Source organism: Stenotrophomonas sp. GD03680, assembly GCF_029844625.1.
Classification (GTDB): Bacteria; Pseudomonadota; Gammaproteobacteria; order Xanthomonadales; family Xanthomonadaceae; genus Stenotrophomonas; species Stenotrophomonas maltophilia_P.
Genome location: NZ_JAOCKC010000009.1, coordinates 83,431 through 102,066, shown reverse-complemented (window position 1 = coordinate 102,066; position 18,636 = coordinate 83,431). Strand labels below are relative to the sequence as shown.

Here is an 18,636-nt window from a genome sequence, read left to right as displayed (position 1 = left end):
AGGGCCCCGCAAGGGGCCCTTTCTTTTTGTGGGGCCCGCCATGACCGGGCCCTGCGGAGGCGCGGGCCTCAGCCCTTGTAGCCGTTGCTGATCGGATAGCGGCGTTCGCGGCCGAAGGCGCGACGGGAGACCTTCGGCCCCGGTGCGGCCTGGTGCCGCTTCCACTCGCTGATGCGCACCAGCCGCAGCACGCGGTCGACCACGGCCGCATCGTAACCGGCTGCAACGATCTCGGCGCGCGACTGCTCCTGGTCGACGTAGCGGTACAGGATGCCGTCCAGCACGTCGTAGGCCGGCAGCGAATCCTGGTCCAGCTGGTTCTCGCGCAGTTCGGCCGACGGCGGGCGGCTGATCACGGCCGGCGGAATCACCGGCGCGCCTCCCACGGTATTGCGCCACTTCGACAGACCGAATACTTCGGTCTTGTACAGATCCTTCAACGGCGCGTAGCCGCCACACATGTCACCGTAGATGGTGGCGTAGCCGACCGCATACTCGCTCTTGTTGCCGGTGGTCAGCAGCAGGCCACCGAACTTGTTGGCCAGCGCCATCAGGATCACGCCGCGGCTGCGCGACTGCAGGTTCTCCTCGGTCACATCCGGGGTTGTGCCCTCGAACAGCGGCGCCAGCGATTCCATCAGGCCCTTGAACGCCGGCTCGATCGACACCGCTTCCAGCTTCACTCCCAACGCTTGGCACTGCTCTGCAGCCAGATCGTTGGACAGGCCTGCGGTATAGCGTGACGGCAGGCGCACGGCAGTCACGTTCTCGGCCCCCATCGCATCCACCGCCAGGGCCAGCACCAGGGCCGAATCGATGCCGCCGGACAGGCCCAGCCACACCTTCGTGAAACCATTCTTGCGGCAGTAATCCTGGATGCCACGGGTCACCGCGCGCCAGGCCAGGGCGTCCATGCTCTCGTCGCCATCGTCCATCCAGACGTGTGGCATGAAGCGACGGCTGGCACCGTCGTACTCCACCACCAGCCACTGGTCGACGAACGCAGCGGCGGCCGGGTGCACCGTACCGTCGCCATCGGCCACCACCGAAGCGCCGTCGAACACCAGTGCGTCCTGGCCACCGACAACATTGAGATACGCGATCGCCGCACCGCTCTCGCGGGTGCGCGCGGCCAGCACGGCATCGCGCTGGGCGTGCTTGCCGCGCTCGTAGGGCGAGGCATTGGGCACCACCACCAGCTGCGCGCCAGCACGCACGGTGTCGGCCAGCGGCTCAGCGAACCACAGGTCCTCGCAGATCAGCAGGCCCACCGGAATGCCGTCGACGTCGAACACGCAGCTGCCGCCATCAGGATCGACGTCGAAGTAGCGGCGCTCGTCGAACACCGCGTAGTTGGGCAGCTCGCGCTTGCGATAGGTCTGTTCGACCCGGCCATCGCGCAGCACGCTGGCGGCGTTGTACACCACCGCGCCCGCCGCCTGCGGCCAGCCGACCACGGCGGTGATGCCGCGGCAGGCAGCTGCAATGCGCGCGATCGCCTGCTCGCATTCGTACAGGAACCCCGGACGCAGCAGCAGGTCTTCCGGCGGATAGCCGCTGACCGCCAGCTCGGGGAACATCACCAGCCCAGCGCCATGCTCATCGCGCGCCTGGCCGATCATCTCGATGATGCGCTCGGTATTGCCGGCGACATCGCCGACCGGAAAATCGAACTGCGCCATCGCGATGCGGATCGAAGCCATGGAAGGTCCAGCCTGTGGTTGCAATGGCCCATTGTAACGCCGCACCGTGTGCCTGCCGGGCGGACCCTGCAGGTAGCGCCGGGCCATCCCCGGCGGATGACTGCGCGACGCCCAGACGCAGAAAAGCCGCCCGAAGGCGGCTTTTCCAAAGCAAGCCGAGCATGGGCTCGGCTCTACAGATCGTGCCGGCCGGAAGCCGGCAACAACCTTACTTCACCAGCTTGGCGATGGCAGCGCCCAGGTCGCCCGGCGAACGCACGGTGACGACGCCAGCCGCTTCCATGGCGGCGAACTTGCCTTCCGCCGTGCCCTTGCCGCCGGAGGCGATCGCACCGGCATGGCCCATGCGCTTGCCGGCCGGAGCCGAGGCACCTGCGATGAAACCGACGACCGGCTTCTTCACGTGGTTCTTGATGTATTCCGCACCGGCTTCCTCGGCGTCGCCACCGATCTCGCCGACCATGATGATGCCTTCGGTCTGCGGGTCTTCGTTGAACAGCTTCAGGCAGTCAACGAAGTTCAGGCCGTTGATCGGGTCGCCGCCGATGCCGATGCAGGTGGACTGGCCCAGGCCGACTTCGGTGGTCTGCTTGACCGCTTCATAGGTCAGCGTGCCCGAACGCGACACGATGCCGATCTTGCCGGGCTTGTGGATGTGACCCGGCATGATGCCGATCTTGCACTCACCCGGGGTGATGACACCCGGGCAGTTCGGGCCGATCAGCACGGTGTCCGGGTAGGAACGGGTCAGCACGTTCTTGACGCGCAGCATGTCCAGCACCGGGATGCCTTCGGTGATGCAGACGATGACCTTGATGCCGGCAGCTGCGGCTTCCAGGATCGCGTCGGCCGCGAACGGCGGCGGCACGTAGATGACCGAAGCATTGGCGCCGGTGCTCTGCACGGCGTCGGCAACGGTGTTGAAGACCGGAAGGTCGATGTGGGTGGTGCCACCCTTGCCCGGGGTCACGCCGCCAACAACCTGGGTGCCGTACTCGATCATCTGAGTCGCGTGGAAGGTGCCCTGCTGGCCGGTGAAGCCCTGCACGATCACCTTGGTGTTCTTGTTAATCAAAACAGACATGGGAATTTCCTTCGGTGTCGTGGATCAGGCGGCGTTCTTGACCGCTTCAACGACTTTCTTGGCGCCGTCGTTGATGTTGTCAGCCGGGATGATGGCCATGCCGCTGTCACGCAGCAGCTGCTTGCCTTCTTCCACGTTGGTGCCTTCCAGGCGCACCACGACCGGCACCTTGACGCCCACTTCCTTCACGGCGGCGATGATGCCCTCGGCGATCATGTCGCAGCGGACGATGCCGCCGAAGATGTTGACGAAGATGCCTTCCACCTTGTCCGAGGACAGGATCAGCTTGAACGCTTCGATGACGCGCTGCTTGTTGGCACCGCCGCCCACGTCCAGGAAGTTCGCCGGCTCGCCGCCGTTGAGCTTGATGACGTCCATGGTCGCCATGGCCAGGCCGGCGCCGTTCACCATGCAGCCGATGTTGCCGTCCATGGTGACGTAGTTGATGTCCAGCTCCGAAGCGGTCACTTCGGTTTCATCTTCCTGGGACTTGTCGCGCATCGCGACCAGTTCCTTGTGGCGGAAGTTGGCGTTGTCGTCGCTGTTGAACTTGCCGTCCAGCGCGTACAGGTTGCCGTCGTCCAGGATCGCCAGCGGGTTGATCTCAACCAGCGCCAGGTCCTTTTCGTTGAAGATGCGGTACAGGTTCACCATGATGTTGGCGAACTGGCCGGCCTGCTTGGCGGTCAGGCCCATCTTGAAGCCGATGTCACGGCCGTGGTAACCCTGCACGCCCTCGACGAAGTCCACATTCAGGGTGTGGATCTTGTCCGGGGTCTCGGCAGCCACCTGCTCGATTTCCATGCCGCCTTCCGAGGAGGCGATGTAGCTGATGGTGCGGGTGCCGCGATCCACCAGGACCGACAGGTACAGTTCCTTGACGATCTCACCGGCGGTGGTCACCAGCACCAGGTTGATCGGCAGCTCGACGCCGGCGGTCTGGTAGGTGGCCATCTTGGTGCCGAGCATCTTGGCCGCTGCGGCCTTCACGTCATCGACGGTCTTGCAGAACTTGACGCCGCCAGCCTTGCCGCGGCCGCCAGCGTGGATCTGCGCCTTGACCATCCAGGGGCCCTGGCCCAGCGACTGGGCGACTTCAACCGCCTCGTCCGGAGTAGCCGCGACCTTGCCGGCCGGGACCGGGATGCCGTATTCGGCAAGCAGTTGTTTTGCCTGGTATTCGTGGAAATTCATGCGTCACCGTGGGAATAGGAACGACCGCACGCAATTCCTCAGGGCCTCCGGGGGAGGCACCGGCACGGACCGCGGCGGGCCCACTATTGTGGCCGAGCCGGCGCCGGGGCGCAAAGAAGTCTGTACGCAGTACCGGATCCGGGCGGATTTCCGCTGTCATTCAGGCAGTTGCGGATCGCCGGCAGCCGCCCGGCCGCCCTCGCCACAGGCCGATTGCGCGACGCGGACCCGCGGCCGGGCATCGCCACGACCGTATACTGGGCATCTGCGTCCGCTCGGGCATGCCCGTCGCACAACCCAGATCCAGGCAGCCAGAAGGGGAGTTCCGGCGTGTCACCCAGTGCTTCATTGATCGACCGCATCGAATCGATTCCGCGGCGCGAGCTGTACTTCTTCGCCCTGTACCGGGTGCTGATCGCAGCCGTCATCGCCGCCCTGCTGTACAGCCCGTTGTCGATGATGGTCGGCGAGGCCCACCACCCGCGGCTGGCCTACACCGTCGGCGCGGCCTACCTGGCGTTGTCGCTGCTGGCCCTGGCGATCGGCCGCAACGAACGCTGGCTGCGGCCGATCGTGGTCACCGGCGTGCTGGTGGACATCATCGCCGCCATCCTGCTGGCCCACGCCCTGCCCGGCGCCAGTGCCGGCATCTCGATGTCGCTGCTGTTCAACATCGCCGCGGCCGCCACCCTGCTGCCGCTGAGCTGGGGCCTTGGGCTGGCCCTGGCGGCGAGCCTGGCAACGGTGGGCGAATACCTGTGGAAGCTGCTGGAGGGCGGCGACCCGACCCGCACCCTGGCCGAGCTGGCGATGTTCACGACCAGTTACCTGGCCCTGGCCTTCATCAGCTACCAGGTCGGCAGCCGCGCCCGCCGCAACCAGCAGCTGGCCAACCAGCGCGGTGACGAGGTGGCCAATCTGTTCCAGATCAACGAACTGATCATCCGCCGCATGCGCACCGGCGTGCTGGTGGTGGATGCCGACAGCCGCATCACGCTGGCCAACGAGGCTGCCTCGATGCTGCTCGGCGACAGCGACGGTGCGGGCGGAACCGGCCGCCTCGATCTGGCCAGCGTCGCACCCGAGCTGGCCCGTCGCCTGCAGCGCTGGCGCAACGGCTGGACCCAGGACGAACTGCCGCTGCAGCTCAATCCGGACCAACCCGAAGTGCAACCGCGCTTCGCGCGCCTGCTGGCCGGCAGCGAACTGGCCCTGGTCTTCCTGGATGATTCCAGCGTGGTGTCGCGGCGCGCCGAGTCGCTCACCCTGTCGGCGATGGGCCGCTTCTCGGCCAGCCTGGCCCATGAGATCCGCAATCCGCTGGCGGCGATCAACTATGCCGTGCAGCTGCTGGAAGAAGGTACCGGCTTCAACGAAAGCGACCGCCGCCTGCTGCAGATCATCCGCCAGCAGTGCCAGCGCACCAACGGCATCGTCGAGAGCGTGCTGGGCCTGGCCCGGCGCGAACGTGCCACGCCGGAGAACGTGGATCTGGTCGCCTTCGTGCGCCGCTTCGTGCTGGAGTACAAGCAGGGCCAGACGCTGGAAACCGACAGCATCGAACCGATCGTCAGCGACACCTCGGTGCCGGCGCAGGTCGACACCCGCCACCTCTACCAGGTGCTGACCGTGCTGGTCCATAACGCCCTGAAGTACGGCCGCATCGGCCAGCAGCCGGCCCGCGTGCGGCTGCGTGTAGCCCGGCACGAACGCAGCGCGGTGATCGACGTGATGGACCGTGGCCCCGGCATTCCCGAAAGCGTGGCGGCGCAGCTGTTCCGGCCGTTCTTCACCACCTCCGAGCACGGCACCGGCCTGGGCTTGTACATTGCCCGCGAATTGTGCAGGGCCAACCAGGCACGGCTGGATTACATCCCGGTGCCGGCCGGCGGCTCGTGTTTCCGCTTGGTCCTGCCAGGTCCGCACACCCTGCTGCCCGATGGATCCTGATTCTGTGCGTCAAACATTTGTCGCTTTCAGCCCCCTCGTTTATCTTTTCCGCCCATGAACGAAACCCGCAGCGCCCTCGTCGTCGACGACGAACGCGACATCCGCGAACTGCTGGTGCTGACGCTCGGCCGCATGGGGCTGCGCATCAGTACTGCAGCCAACCTCGCCGAAGCGCGCGAGCTGCTGGCCAGCAATCCTTATGACCTGTGCATCACCGACATGCGCCTGCCGGATGGCAACGGCATCGAGCTGGTCAGCGAGATCGCCCAGCACTACCCGCGCACACCGGTGGCGATGATCACCGCCTTCGGCAGCATGGATCTGGCAGTGGAAGCCCTGAAGGCGGGCGCCTTCGACTTCGTCAGCAAGCCGGTGGACATCGCCGTGCTGCGCGGACTGGTCAAGCACGCGCTGGAACTGAACAACAGCGAGCGGCCCGTACCGGGCCCCGTCGCCGAACAGGGCGCCCGGCTGCTCGGCAATTCGCCGGCGATGGACGTGTTGCGTGCCACCATCGGCAAAGTGGCGCGCAGCCAGGCCCCGGTCTACATCCTCGGCGAGTCCGGCGTCGGCAAGGAACTGGTCGCGCGGACCATCCACACCCAGGGGGCACGTGCTGCCGGGCCGTTCGTGCCGGTCAACTGCGGCGCGATTCCCGGCGAACTGATGGAGAGCGAGTTCTTCGGCCACCGCAAGGGCAGCTTCAGCGGCGCCCACGCCGACAAGCCCGGCCTGTTCCAGGCCGCCCATGGTGGCACCCTGTTCCTGGATGAGGTCGCCGAGCTGCCGCTGCAGATGCAGGTGAAGCTGTTGCGCGCGATCCAGGAGAAGTCGGTGCGCGCGGTGGGTGCGGCCAGCGAGGAACCGGTCGATGTGCGCATCCTGTCGGCCACCCACAAGGATCTGGCCGAGCTGGTCGAGGACGGCCGCTTCCGCCACGACCTGTACTACCGCATCAATGTGATCGAACTGAAGGTGCCGCCGCTGCGCGAACGCCGCCAGGATCTGCCGGAGCTGGCCGCTGCCGTGCTGGCGCGGCTGGCCCGCAGCCACGGCCGCACCACGCCGCTGCTCGCGCCTTCGGCGCTGGAGGCACTGGCGCAGTACGCCTTCCCCGGCAACGTGCGCGAACTGGAGAACATCCTTGAGCGCGCGCTGGCCCTGGCCGAGGAAGACCGCATCGGTGTCGACGATCTGCGCCTGCCGCAACACGCCCCCCGCATGCCCGGCAACGGCACGGCCGCCGAAGCCGTGGTCGATCTGCAGCCGGGCAGTGCCGCCCTGCCCTCGTACATCGAACAGCTCGAACGCAGCGCCATCCAGCGCGCGCTGGAAGAAAACCGCTGGAACAAGACCCGTACCGCCGCGCAGCTGGGCATCACCTTCCGCGCGCTGCGCTACAAGCTGAAGAAGCTGGGCATGGAGTAAGGGCCGCAAGACCCAGCGGTCGGATCCCTTTCCGCAGGAAAGGGCTCCGACGCCGCCAGCACAACCGCGTCAATCCTTGGTAACGCGATTGATCTCGGCCAGGCTGGTCACGCCCGCCGCGACCTTCCTCAATGCCGACTGCCGCAGGTCATTGACCCCGATCGCCTGCGCGGCTTCGGCAATCTGCAGCGCATTGCCACCGGCCAGCACGATCGTGGCGATCTCGTCGGTCATCGGCATCACCTGGTAGATACCGGTACGGCCCTTGTAACCCTCGGTGCATTCATCACAGCCCACCGCCTCATGCAGCTGGATGCCATCATCCAGCTGGGCCTGGGTGAAGCCCTCGGCCAGCAATGCATGCTCCGGCAGCTGCGCCGGGCGCTTGCAGTTCGGGCACAGCCGTCGCGCCAGACGCTGGGCGATCACCAGGGTCACCGAGCTGGTGATGTTGTACGGCGCGATGCCCATGTTCATCAGGCGCGCGATGGTCTGCGGCGCGTCGTTGGTATGCAGGGTGGACAGCACCATGTGGCCGGTCTGCGCGGCCTTGATGGCGATCTCGGCGGTCTCCAGGTCGCGGATTTCGCCGACCATGATGATGTCCGGATCCTGGCGCAGGAACGAGCGCAACGCAGCGGCGAACGTCATGCCGCGCTTGTTGTTCTGCTGCACCTGGTTGACGCCGGGCAGCCGAATTTCCACCGGGTCTTCCGCCGTGGAGATGTTGCGCGTCTCGTCGTTGAGAATGCCCAGCGCGGTATACAGCGACACCGTCTTGCCCGAACCGGTCGGCCCGGTCACCAGCACCATGCCGTATGGCTTGTGGATCGCATCCAGGAACAGCTTCTGCTGGTCGGGCTCATAGCCGAGCTTGTCGATACCCAGCTTGGCGGCACTGCCGTCGAGGATACGCAGCACGACCTTTTCGCCGAACAGCGTCGGCAACGTGCTCACACGGAAATCGATCTGCTTGGACTTGGACAGGTTGAGCTTGATGCGGCCATCCTGCGGCACGCGCTTCTCGGCGATGTCCAGCTGCGCCATCACCTTCAGGCGCGCGGCGATGCGCTGGTTCAACTTCACCGGCGCGCGCGCGACCATCTTCAACAGCCCATCGATGCGCAGGCGCACGCGGTAATCGTCTTCGTACGGCTCGAAATGGATGTCCGACGCGCCCTTGCGGATCGCATCGACCAGCACCTTGTTGACGAACTTCACCACCGGGGTGTCGTCGCCCTTGGCATCGATGCCGGAGTCGCCGCCCGCGCCATCCTCATCGCCCAGGCCCACGTCGAGGTTGGCCATCCCCTCATCGTCACCGCCCAGCGCGTCACCCAGCGTGTCGTGGCTGGCGTGCCACTGTTCCAGAGTGCGGCGGATCTGGTCCTCGTCGACCAGGATCGGCTCCACCACCAGGTTGGTGTGGAACTTGATCTCGTCCAGTGCGTGGGTCGGGTTGCTGGTGCCGACGAACAGCTTGCCGCCACGCTTGAACAGCGGCAGTACGTTGTGCTTGCGCAGCAGTTCCTCGCTGACCAGGCTCATCGCGTTCTGGCTGGCATCGAAGGTCGAGACGTCGAACAGCGGCATGCCGAACTCGACCGCATTGGCCGCGGCCAGCTGTGCTGCCCCCACCACCTTGTTCTGCGCGAACCACTGCGGCAGCGGCTGCCGCGCGGCGGCGGCCCGGGTCATGGCGTCGCGGGCGGTGGCCTCGTCCAGCGCACCATCCTGGACCAGGCGGCGCGCCAGCCCGGTGATGCCGACAAGGTTGGGGGATGAAACAACGCTCATGGGATTCCTCGTTACTCGTGCCCTGACGGCCGGAATTCAGTTTCAGAAACGGGTTGCCGGCCCATAGCGGCCAGGTAGCTCAGCAAACGCAGCGGTCCGTTTCCTCGCGCATCGGGCGCGAGCGCCTTCCAGTACTGGTCCGTCAGTTGCCGCGACGCCGTGGTATCCCCCAGCTGCCGCGCAGCGTGCTGCATTGCACCGAACAGATAATAGCCGGTGGCCGGGTCGGCCAGCAGCGTCGGCGCATGCTCGCTGCCCAACAATCGCCGGCCTTCCGTGAGTACAGCGTGGTGGTCGTCGGTGGCCGCGGCGGCAACCAGGGCAAGGCTGGCGGACACGACGGGATCTGCCGGGGTGCAGTCCATCCAGTCGCGCTGCGCCCAGAGGGCCGCCCGCTGCGCTGCCGGCAGGAACGGGATCGTTTCTCCGGCCAGCACGAACAGCAGCCGGGTGGTTTCCATCGGAGATCCGTCCAGTTCGCAGCGCGCTGCCAGCCCACGCAGCGCCTGCGCACTCATCCAATCGGCATCCGCCGCATCCGTGGGCACCTCGCCCTGCAGGAAAGCTGCCACGGCCCGTGCGGTCGGACGTTTGTCATCCCGGCTGGACGCCGGTTGCGGCAGACCCGCCGCAGCACCCGTCACCTGCCCCGTTGGCGGCGCACTGACGATCCGCCAGGGGGCCGTCATCACCTGCTGGAAATCACGGGTGAACGCCCCCTGGAAACGTGCTACCGGGGCATTCAACTTCAAGGTCGGGAAGTAATCGGAATTGCGCGCGGCCGGATACAGAGGAACGAAGGCGCGCAGCGCTGCGTCATCCATGGACAGGGCGTTCTCCAGATCGGCCACGGAATGCACGCCGATCCGCGCCAGTTCCCCGCGCAGCTGCGGCTGCTGGAACAGGCTGCCCTTCATCGGCGGCAACGTGCCCTTCGGCGTCGCCACCAGGATCAGGTCGCCACGATTGGCCAGGTAAGCGCGCACATCGGAGAACTGTTCCAGCAGCCCCGCCAGTACCGAGCTGACCAGTTCGGGGGTGATCTCATACAGCTGCAGCCACTGCACGAACACGCCACCTTCGTTGAGCTGCTGTGGCACGAACGCATAGAACTCGTCGCTGAACAGCGCCGCCGTTCCACCCACCCAGGGATTGGACGGCTCGGAAATGATCAGATCGTACTTGCGCGGACTGGCGGCGAAATAGGACTTCGCATCGTCGATCACCACGTGCGAGCGCGGATCGTTGAAGGCGCGCTCGACACGCTCGCCGAACAGACGCGCGCCCTCCACCATGGCCGGCTCGATCTCCACCGTTTCCACGCGCCCGACGCGCTGGTCGCCCAACAGCGTGTGCGTGCTGAGCCCGGATCCGAAACCGATCACACCGACGCGCTGGTAATCATCGCGCAGCGCCAACGGCAGAGCCGCCAGCAGGATCATGGTCGATTCGTCGCTGGTGGGTGCCTGTGCCATCGACACGGCCATGCCTGCATCCACTTTGCCGTTGGTGGCGATGGCACGCATGCGGCCGATCGGCTGGGTGCTTTCATAGACCGCCACGGTGGCCGTCTGCCCATCGCGCGAGAACAGCATCGTGGCGGTATCCGCCAGACGGGCCGTGCCATGGCGGTACACCGACGAATTCAGCACCAGCGGATCGAAGCGGACCAGCAAGACGGCCGCCACTACGCCAGCGACACCCAGCGCGCCAGCCTGCCACAGTGGCGAGCGCAGACGGCCCGGAGCCGCAAGCCGAAGGCGCTGCAGCAGCACCAGGCCCAGCACGATGTCGACCACCGCCGCGACCAGCAGCGCGTACTTCAGCCCCAGCAGCGGCATCAGCAGATGGATGGCCGCCAGCACACCGACGATCGCGCCGAGCGTATTGAACGCATAGGCCTGGCCGATCCCGCGCTCGCCCTGCCCGGCGCGCAGCAGCGCCAGGGTCAGCAGCGGCAGCGTCATGCCGGCGAAGAACGCCGCCGGGAACATCACCAGGCCGGCAATGGCGGCACTGGCCAGGTTGTACAGCACGTAACCATCCGCGCTGCGCACGATGACCCGCATCAGCCAGCCGACCCAATCGAAGGCCTGCGCATAGACGAACATCGAGGCCAGCGCCGCCAGCCCCATCCACACCTGCACCCAGCCTGCCACGCGCAGGGGCGACGGCATCCGGTCGGCGCGGCGGCGCAGCCACAGGCCGCCGAAGGCGATGCCGAGGATGAACGCCGCCAGCATCAGCTCGAACGAATGCAGCGTGGTGCCGAGTGCGAGCGACAGCATGCGCACCCAGGTGATTTCGTAGACGAAGGATGACGCGCCGGTCGCCGCTGCGACCAGCAGCACCAGCCGCACCGGCACTGCAGTCTCCGGTCGTACGCCGCCGGCAGCCGGCGCGGCGGAGGCCACTACCGCAGGCGCGCTGCCGTCGCGGGCCAGTGGATAGACCAGGATGGCCACCACGATGTTGAGCAGGCCGGCACTGAGGACGGTGCCCGGCAGTCCTACCGCCGGCAGCAGCGCGTAGGTCGCCACCAGGGCGCCGGCGGCCGCGCCCAGGCTGTTGGAGAAATAGAGCCCGGCCAGCACCTCACCCTGCGACCCCGGCTGCAGGCGCATGTAACCCGCACTCATCAGCGGGAAGGTCGCGCCCAGCAGGATGCATTGCGGCAGCACCAGGGCCGTGGCCAGCGCCCAGCGCAGCGCCGTGGACGAGGTGCCCTCCATGCCCGGCATGAGGTGGGTGTACGCCCAGCCGGTCACGCCCTGGAACAGCCCGTCGAAACTGATACCCAGCACCCCGATCACCAGCTCGATGACCGCGTAGGCCAGCAGCGGCCTGCGCAGCAGCGCGCTGCGGCGGCTGACCAGCCACGCCCCCAGCGCCATGCCGCCCATGAACAGGATCAGCACCAGCGATTGCGCGTGCGAGGAATGCCCCAGGAACAGCCCCAGGTACTGCGTCCAGATGGACTGGTAGATCAGCCCGGCGAAGCCGGAGAGCACGAAGATCAGAAGCAGCCATGGGCCATGGCTGAATGAAGGACGGCGCATTGCGAACTCCCCAGTCGCACGGTCGATTTCAACAGAAGAACAAACTTCGCGGACTCAATGCAAGCGTGTGGCCAGGTAGGATCCGGTCAACCCGCAGCGCTGAAACGAAAACGGGGAGCCTGGGCTCCCCGTTTCCGTATGCGAGCAGCGAACGCCAATTACTCGGCGGCTGCGGCCTCACCCTGGCACGAACCCGGGCGGTACTTCGAAGCGATGGAACCTTCACAGGTCCACTTCGGGATGACGCCGTTCTCCACGTTGCTGTCGTCGGCCTTCAGCGTGATGGTATCGCCATTGATGTCGTCAGCAATGTTACGCGCGGTCGCGGTGATGGTCTTGGTGGTCGCATCCCATTCCAGCTTGTCCACATACTGGGTCTGCTGGAAATCCGGCTCCCAGGTGGCCGGCGGCAGGGCATTGTTGCTGGCCACGTATTCCGACACGTCGGTACGCAGCGAAGAAGCCGCAAGGATCACTTCCGAGACCTTGGCCTTCTTGGTGTAGTTCGAGTAAGCCGGCAGCGCGATGGCGGCCAGGATGGCGATGATCGCAACGACGATCATCAGTTCGATCAGGGTGAAGCCCTTCTGGTTCTTCATGGTGGTACGTCCCCAAGTAGTGGTGGTTGATTTTCCGGGTGCGGCAACCGGCCGGCCAGATGACCGGATGAGCAGGCTGCCCGTCCCCGCGGGTGGATCAACGCAGGTTGCGTGCCAATCTCCCATGGCCACGCCTCCCCCGATTTCCCCGCGCCAATGATGGCAGCTATTTCGCGGATGGGAACCCCCCTGCTCCGAATCTGCGATGGACGCGGCAATGTGACGCAGCGCGTCACCTTTCGCCTCGACGCGTCGAAAACCCTGCACGTCGTCACGTCGGCAGGCTCCCCGGACGGGTCTGAACCAGCTACCATCGCCGCTCAGGATGCCCGCCTGGGGATGGCGGGCCTGGGGAGCCAACATGTCTGTGAGTCGCAGTGCGATCAAGAAGGAGCCCGTGGCCCGCGCCACGATGGAGCTGCAGCCGTTTGTCTGGGAGGGGACCGACAAGCGGGGCATAAAGATGAAGGGCGAGCAGCTGGCGAAAAACGCCAACCTGCTGCGCGCCGAACTGCGCAGGCAGGGCATCAGCCCGGGCCAGGTCAAACCCAAGCCGAAGCCGCTGTTCGGTGCGGCCGGCAAGCCGGTCTCTCCGAAGGACATCGCGTTCTTCAGCCGGCAGATGGCCACCATGATGAAGTCCGGCGTGCCGATCGTGTCGGCGCTGGAGATCATCGGCAGCGGGCACAAGAACCCGCGCATGAAGAAGATGGTGGACACGATCCGCACCGACATCGAGGGCGGCTCGTCGCTGCACGAGGCCATCAGCAAGCATCCGGTGCAGTTCGATGAGCTCTACCGCAACCTGGTACGGGCCGGCGAAAGCGCCGGTGTGCTGGAGACCGTGCTGGACACCATCGCCTCCTACAAGGAAAACCTGGAGGCGCTGAAGGGCAAGATCAAGAAGGCGCTGTTCTACCCGGCCATGGTGCTGGTGGTGGCGTTCCTGGTCAGCACGATCCTGCTGGTCTGGGTGGTCCCGCAGTTCGAGGAAGTCTTCCAGAGCTTCGGTGCCGACCTGCCGGCATTCACCCAGATGGTGGTGAACCTGTCACGGTTCATGGTGTCGTGGTGGTGGCTGATCGCCATCGTCGCCATCGGCGCGGTGGTGGCGATCGCCATGACCTACCGGCGATCGGAGAAGATGCAGCACACCGTCGACCGGCTGATCCTGAAGGTGCCGGTCATCGGCCAGATCATGCACAACAGTGCGATCGCCCGCTTCTCCCGCACCACAGCGGTGACCTTCAAGGCCGGCGTGCCGCTGGTGGAGGCCCTGGGCATCGTCGCCGGCGCCACCGGCAACAAGGTCTACGGCGAGGCGGTGCTGCGCATGCGCGACGACGTTTCGGTCGGCTATCCGGTCAACATGGCGATGAAGCAGCTGAACCTGTTCCCGCACATGGTGATCCAGATGACCGGCATCGGCGAGGAGGCCGGCGCCCTTGACACCATGCTGTTCAAGGTCGCCGAATACTACGAGCAGGAGGTCAACAACGCCGTGGATGCCTTGAGCAGCCTGCTGGAACCGATGATCATGGTGTTCATTGGTACCATTGTCGGCGGCCTGGTCATTGCGATGTACCTGCCGATCTTCAAACTGGGCGCCGTCGTCGGATAAAAATACATGGCTTTTCTCGACCAGCACCCCGGCCTCGGCTACCCCGCCGCGGCCGGACTGGGACTGCTGCTGGGCAGTTTCCTCAATGTTGTCATCCTGCGCCTGCCCAAGCGGCTGGAATGGCAGTGGAAGCGCGATGCGCGCGAAGTGCTGGAGGAACCGGACTTCTACGAGCCGCCGCCGCCGGGCATCGTGGTCGAGCCGTCGCACTGCCCGCACTGCAAGCACAAGCTGTCCTGGTACGAGAACATCCCGCTGTTCAGCTGGCTGATCCAGGGGGGCAAATGCCGCCACTGCAAGGCGCCGATCTCGCTGCAGTACCCGCTGGTGGAAGCGATGACCGCCCTGCTGGTGCTGGCCTGCGTGTGGCAGTTCGGCTTCGGCTGGCAGGGCTTCGGCGCCATCGTGCTGACCTGTTTCCTGATCGCGCTGTCCGGCATCGACCTGCGCACCCAGCTGCTGCCCGACCAGCTGACCCTGCCCCTGATGTGGCTGGGCCTGATCGGCAGCATCGACAATCTGTACATGCCCGCCAAGCCGGCCCTGGTCGGCGCGGCCGTGGGCTATCTGTCGCTGTGGACGGTCTGGTGGCTGTTCAAGCAGCTGACCGGCAAGGAGGGCATGGGCCATGGTGACTTCAAGCTGCTGGCGGCGCTCGGCGCCTGGTGCGGCCTGAAGGGCATCCTGCCGATCATCCTGCTGTCCTCGGTGATCGGCGCCATCGTCGGTTCGATCTGGCTCTACAGCCGGGGACGCGATCGCGCCACGCCGATTCCGTTCGGCCCGTACCTGGCCATCGCCGGCTGGTTGTTCTTCATGTGGGGCGAACCGCTGGTGGAGCGCTACCTGGCCCTGAGCGGCCTGCGCTGAGGGGGCCGCCGTGAGCCGCTACGTGGTCGGCCTGACCGGCGGCATCGCGGCCGGCAAGAGCGAAGTGACGCGGCGCTTCGAAGCGCTGGGCATCGTGGTGGCCGACGCCGATCTGGCCGCCCGCGCGGTGGTGGCCACCGGCAGCCCGGCGCTGGCCCGCATTGCCGACCGGTTCGGCACGGACATGCTGCTGGCAGATGGCAGCCTGGACCGGGCGCGCCTGCGCACCCATGTCTTCGCTGACCCGGCCGAACGGACGGCACTGGAAGCCATCACCCACCCCGCCATCCGCCTGTTGATGCAGCAGCAGTGCACGCAGGCGCCGAGCCCGTACGCCATTGCTGCGATTCCGCTGCTGACCGAGGTGGGCGGCCGCCACGCCTATCCATGGCTGGACCGGATACTGCTGGTGGATGCACCCGAAGCCGTACAGCACGCCCGGCTGATGCAGCGCGATGGCATCGACGCCGCCCTGGCCGACCAGATGATCGCCGCCCAGGCCAGCCGCGCGCAGCGCCGGGCACTGGCCGATGACGTGGTAGTCAACGATGGGCAGCCGGACGACCTGCAGGCGCAGGTGGAGGCGCTGCACCAGCGCTATCTGGCGCTGGCCGGGAGCTGACCCGCCGGGCACGTGCCCGGCGTTGCAGAATCGTCGTGGCAGTGTCCCCGGCCATCACTGCAATGTGGCTGTCCCCCTGATTCTCTCGGCCTGCAGCTGCTGCTGCACGTGACACGTCAGTTCCCGCGCGGCCAGAATCAGGCCTTCCATCGCGCCCGGTGGCAGCACGTTCTGCTGGCCCCCCCGCGTGCGCGCGATGTGCGCGGCGTACATCACCCGGGTCAGGGTGCCGAGACCTTCGACGGCGCGCCTGAGATCGGCAGGCTGCGCTGCGTCGGCGCTGACGCCGCCGGCGTCGACTGGCGTCTGCTGGGCCGGCATCTGGCCGTCGCAGCGGGACAGTACGTCCTCGACGCGCTGGGCGACGTCCGGAGACAACTGGCTGATCGAATCACCGACCAGTTGATGCAGGTTGGGGTAACGGATGCGATGCGACATGGCGATGCTCCTGGCAGCCGGCAAAGTGCGCGGACTGGCATCTTGGCCATCTGCACGTCCGGCAATCAGGAGGTAAAAGCGTCAACTGCCCTATGACTACCCGGAACCGTGAGATCGGACACGCAGCGGACGCGGCAGAGCGTGCGCGCGCCGGGTGTCTGGCCGTGCAGAACAGATACGTTCATGCCGTTAGCGACAGCGACGCCCTGGAAGAGGCGTCCCTGTAGGGCCGGGCCCTGCTCGGCAGGCAAAGGATCTGCTACAGCGGCCTGGGCGAGAACGTCAGCGTTGCGATCACGCCGCGCTCGCCCCCGGGGCGCACGCTGACCTGCCAGCCGTACAGGTCGCAGAGGCGGCTGACGATCGACAGGCCGATGCCGCCGCCCTGCGAATGGCCCGCGTGCGTACCGCGGTAACCGCGCTGGAACAGCTTGGCCGCATCTTCCTCGCTCAGGCCCGGACCACTGTCGGTGACCGAGACCGAGTTGGCCCCTACGTGCACGCGCACTTCGCCATCCTGCGAGTACTTCACCGCGTTGCCGATGAGGTTGCCCAGCGCCACCGAAAGCGCGGCCTCGGGCGCGTCGATCACCAGGTTGCGCTCGCCCTCCAGTGCCAGTTCCAGCGGCTTGCCACCCAGCTGCGCGCGGTGCGCGTCCAGCAGCTGCTCGGCCACACGGGCAACATTGCTGGTGCCCTGCCCCCGCTCGTTCCGCGACAGCAGCAGCAAAGCGCCGATCAGATCACTGCACTGCTGCTCGGCACGCTGGATGCGCTGCAGGCGCTGCAGCACCTTTTCATCCAGGCCGGGACGGGTCAGCAGCAGCTCGGTGGCGCCGCGGATCACCGCCAGCGGCGTGCGCAGTTCGTGGCTGACGTCCGCATTGAACTCACGGTCGCGCTGCACCACTTCGGTCAATCGCGAGGAGTAGTCGTCCAGCGCCTGGGCCAGCTGGCCCACTTCGTCGTCGGGGAAGCGCGGCGCCAGCGGCTCAGGCTCGCTGGTGCCGCCCCGGTAGGCGCGCAGGCGGGCCGCCAGGTCCGATACCGGCTTCATCACCTTCGAGGCCGACCACCAGCCCAGCACCAGCGACAGCAGGCTGAACACCAGCACCGACAGTACCAGGGCGCGGTTGAGCTGCTTGCTGCCGCGCATGCTGTCGGTCATGTCATAGGCCAGGAAGAACCACGCATCGTCGGCCTTGCGCACGGCAAGCTTGTAGGCGTACGGCTGCCCCTGTTCGTCGGTCCCGCTGAGGTTGTAGTTGCCGGTCTGCAGGTCAGCCCATTGCGGCCAGGACTCACGCGCCTTGTCGAACTTGTCCGCCGAATAGGCATACGCGCGGATCTGCTGTACCGGCACGGCCGGATTGCGTCCGGGGTGCTCGTAGAAGCGACGGGCGTACTCTTCAATGTTGTGGTTGATCACATCCTCGACCAGCTGGTTCTCCACCCGAATCCGGGCCCAGTTGGTGGCGAACGCGAACAGTGTTGTCAGGCAGAAGCCCAACAACACGAATGACACGATGATTCGACTGCGCAGGCGGCGCCGATACGGCGTGCGCCGGCGCTCCCCCTTGGTTGCCACGGGATCAGCTTTCCGGGGTGGCGATGCGGTATCCGATGCCATGGCGGGTCTGGATCAGCGGCACTTCGAACGGCTTGTCAACCACGGCACGCAGACCGTGGATATGGACGCGCAGCGAATCCGAGTCGGGCAGTTCCTCGCCCCACACGCGGGTTTCCAGTTCCTGGCGGGTGACCACGGCCGGCGCCGCTTCCATCAGCGCCTGCAGGATTTTCAGTGCGGTCGGGTTGAGCTGCAGCAGCTTGCCCTGGCGGCGCACTTCCAGCGTGTCCAGGTTGTACTCCAGGTCGCCGGTTTCCAGCACGCGGGTCTGCACCCCCTTGCCACGTCGGGACAGCGCGTTCAAACGCACTTCCACTTCCTGCAGCGCGAACGGCTTGATCAGGTAGTCGTCCGCACCGGAATCAAAACCCGCCAGCTTGTTGTCCAGCGAGTCACGAGCGGTCAGCATCAGCACCGGGGTCTGCTTGCGCGCTTCGTTGCGAAGCTTGCGGCAGACCTCGATTCCGTCCATTCCCGGCAGGTTGAGATCCAGCACGATCGCGTCGAACTCGTGCACTACGGCCAGATGCAGTCCGGTCACGCCATCGGCGGCGAAGTCCACGGTGTGGCCCCGGTCCTCGAGGTAGTCGCCCAGATTGGCCGCAATGTCGCTGTTGTCTTCGATTACCAGGATTCTCACT

Annotated in this window: 14 protein-coding genes; 5 read left to right on the top strand and 9 right to left on the bottom strand. The window is 66.3% G+C overall.

Annotated elements, in window-relative coordinates:
• Window positions 1–68: 68 nt before the first annotated feature.
• The 3 genes from N5J29_RS12245 to sucC all read right to left on the bottom strand — a co-directional run bounded on the left by N5J29_RS12245 (window position 69) and on the right by sucC (window position 3,981).
• Window positions 69–1,703, bottom strand: a complete 1,635-nt coding sequence (locus tag N5J29_RS12245) for an NAD+ synthase (RefSeq protein WP_053517022.1) — start codon at window positions 1,701–1,703, stop codon at window positions 69–71.
• A 208-nt stretch (window positions 1,704–1,911) separates the two neighbouring features.
• Window positions 1,912–2,787, bottom strand: a complete 876-nt coding sequence (gene sucD / locus N5J29_RS12240) for a succinate--CoA ligase subunit alpha (protein WP_005418610.1) — start codon at window positions 2,785–2,787, stop codon at window positions 1,912–1,914.
• A gap of 24 nt (window positions 2,788–2,811) precedes the next feature.
• The gene (gene sucC, locus N5J29_RS12235) at window positions 2,812–3,981 is read right to left on the bottom strand and encodes an ADP-forming succinate--CoA ligase subunit beta (protein ID WP_005418614.1); all 1,170 of its coding nucleotides are present in this window, start codon (window positions 3,979–3,981) and stop codon (window positions 2,812–2,814) included.
• 330 nt (window positions 3,982–4,311) lie between these two features.
• Here sucC and N5J29_RS12230 point away from each other — a divergent pair, with 330 nt between their 5' ends.
• Complete coding sequence (locus N5J29_RS12230; RefSeq protein WP_053517024.1) at window positions 4,312–5,931, top strand: ATP-binding protein; 1,620 nt, start codon at window positions 4,312–4,314, stop codon at window positions 5,929–5,931.
• A gap of 54 nt (window positions 5,932–5,985) precedes the next feature.
• Window positions 5,986–7,359, top strand: coding sequence for a sigma-54 dependent transcriptional regulator (locus N5J29_RS12225; RefSeq protein WP_053517026.1), 1,374 nt, complete (start codon window positions 5,986–5,988; stop codon window positions 7,357–7,359).
• A gap of 69 nt (window positions 7,360–7,428) precedes the next feature.
• On the opposite strand, the gene pilB is transcribed toward N5J29_RS12225, so the two are convergent.
• The 3 genes from pilB to N5J29_RS12210 form a co-directional block, all read right to left on the bottom strand.
• On the bottom strand, window positions 7,429–9,156 hold the full coding sequence (gene pilB, locus N5J29_RS12220; protein WP_164150954.1) for a type IV-A pilus assembly ATPase PilB: 1,728 nt from the start codon (window positions 9,154–9,156) through the stop codon (window positions 7,429–7,431).
• A gap of 11 nt (window positions 9,157–9,167) precedes the next feature.
• Window positions 9,168–12,215 (bottom strand): fused MFS/spermidine synthase, encoded by a 3,048-nt coding sequence (locus N5J29_RS12215; RefSeq protein WP_164150952.1) that lies wholly within the window; start codon window positions 12,213–12,215, stop codon window positions 9,168–9,170.
• Window positions 12,216–12,373: 158 nt separating this feature from the next.
• Complete coding sequence (locus N5J29_RS12210) at window positions 12,374–12,814, bottom strand: pilin (protein WP_164150950.1); 441 nt, start codon at window positions 12,812–12,814, stop codon at window positions 12,374–12,376.
• A 361-nt stretch (window positions 12,815–13,175) separates the two neighbouring features.
• Between N5J29_RS12210 and N5J29_RS12205 the strand changes: the two genes are divergently transcribed.
• From N5J29_RS12205 to coaE, 3 genes are read left to right on the top strand one after another with little or no spacing between them, the layout of a single operon-like run.
• Window positions 13,176–14,435 (top strand): type II secretion system F family protein, encoded by a 1,260-nt coding sequence (locus N5J29_RS12205; protein WP_053517034.1) that lies wholly within the window; start codon window positions 13,176–13,178, stop codon window positions 14,433–14,435.
• A 6-nt stretch (window positions 14,436–14,441) separates the two neighbouring features.
• Window positions 14,442–15,305, top strand: a complete 864-nt coding sequence (locus tag N5J29_RS12200) for an A24 family peptidase (protein ID WP_053517036.1) — start codon at window positions 14,442–14,444, stop codon at window positions 15,303–15,305.
• Between the two features lie 10 nt (window positions 15,306–15,315).
• Entirely contained in the window at window positions 15,316–15,927 is a 612-nt protein-coding gene (gene coaE, locus N5J29_RS12195) for a dephospho-CoA kinase (protein WP_164150949.1), read from the top strand.
• A gap of 54 nt (window positions 15,928–15,981) precedes the next feature.
• On the opposite strand, the gene N5J29_RS12190 is transcribed toward coaE, so the two are convergent.
• The 3 genes from N5J29_RS12190 to N5J29_RS12180 form a co-directional block, all read right to left on the bottom strand.
• Complete coding sequence (locus N5J29_RS12190) at window positions 15,982–16,365, bottom strand: hypothetical protein (RefSeq protein WP_065175771.1); 384 nt, start codon at window positions 16,363–16,365, stop codon at window positions 15,982–15,984.
• 259 nt (window positions 16,366–16,624) lie between these two features.
• A complete protein-coding gene (locus N5J29_RS12185) occupies window positions 16,625–17,995 on the bottom strand; it encodes a HAMP domain-containing sensor histidine kinase (RefSeq protein WP_053517042.1) in 1,371 nt (456 codons plus the stop codon).
• Window positions 17,958–18,635 carry a response regulator transcription factor gene (locus tag N5J29_RS12180; RefSeq protein ID WP_053517044.1) on the bottom strand — a complete coding sequence of 226 codons (678 nt, stop codon included), beginning with the start codon at window positions 18,633–18,635 and terminating at the stop codon, window positions 17,958–17,960. Before N5J29_RS12180 ends, N5J29_RS12185 begins: the two co-directional genes overlap by 38 nt.
• Window position 18,636 lies beyond the last annotated feature (1 nt).

Coding starts and splice junctions, on each gene's coding strand:
- N5J29_RS12225 (WP_053517026.1), top strand. CDS start 5,986: ATGAACGAAACCCGCAGCGCCCTCGTCGTCGACGACGAACGCGACATC.
- N5J29_RS12205 (WP_053517034.1), top strand. CDS start 13,176: ATGTCTGTGAGTCGCAGTGCGATCAAGAAGGAGCCCGTGGCCCGCGCC.
- N5J29_RS12185 (WP_053517042.1), bottom strand. CDS start 17,995: ATGGCATCGGATACCGCATCGCCACCCCGGAAAGCTGATCCCGTGGCA.
- N5J29_RS12215 (WP_164150952.1), bottom strand. CDS start 12,215: ATGCGCCGTCCTTCATTCAGCCATGGCCCATGGCTGCTTCTGATCTTC.
- sucC (WP_005418614.1), bottom strand. CDS start 3,981: ATGAATTTCCACGAATACCAGGCAAAACAACTGCTTGCCGAATACGGC.
- N5J29_RS12200 (WP_053517036.1), top strand. CDS start 14,442: ATGGCTTTTCTCGACCAGCACCCCGGCCTCGGCTACCCCGCCGCGGCC.
- pilB (WP_164150954.1), bottom strand. CDS start 9,156: ATGAGCGTTGTTTCATCCCCCAACCTTGTCGGCATCACCGGGCTGGCG.
- sucD (WP_005418610.1), bottom strand. CDS start 2,787: ATGTCTGTTTTGATTAACAAGAACACCAAGGTGATCGTGCAGGGCTTC.
- N5J29_RS12190 (WP_065175771.1), bottom strand. CDS start 16,365: ATGTCGCATCGCATCCGTTACCCCAACCTGCATCAACTGGTCGGTGAT.
- N5J29_RS12245 (WP_053517022.1), bottom strand. CDS start 1,703: ATGGCTTCGATCCGCATCGCGATGGCGCAGTTCGATTTTCCGGTCGGC.
- N5J29_RS12210 (WP_164150950.1), bottom strand. CDS start 12,814: ATGAAGAACCAGAAGGGCTTCACCCTGATCGAACTGATGATCGTCGTT.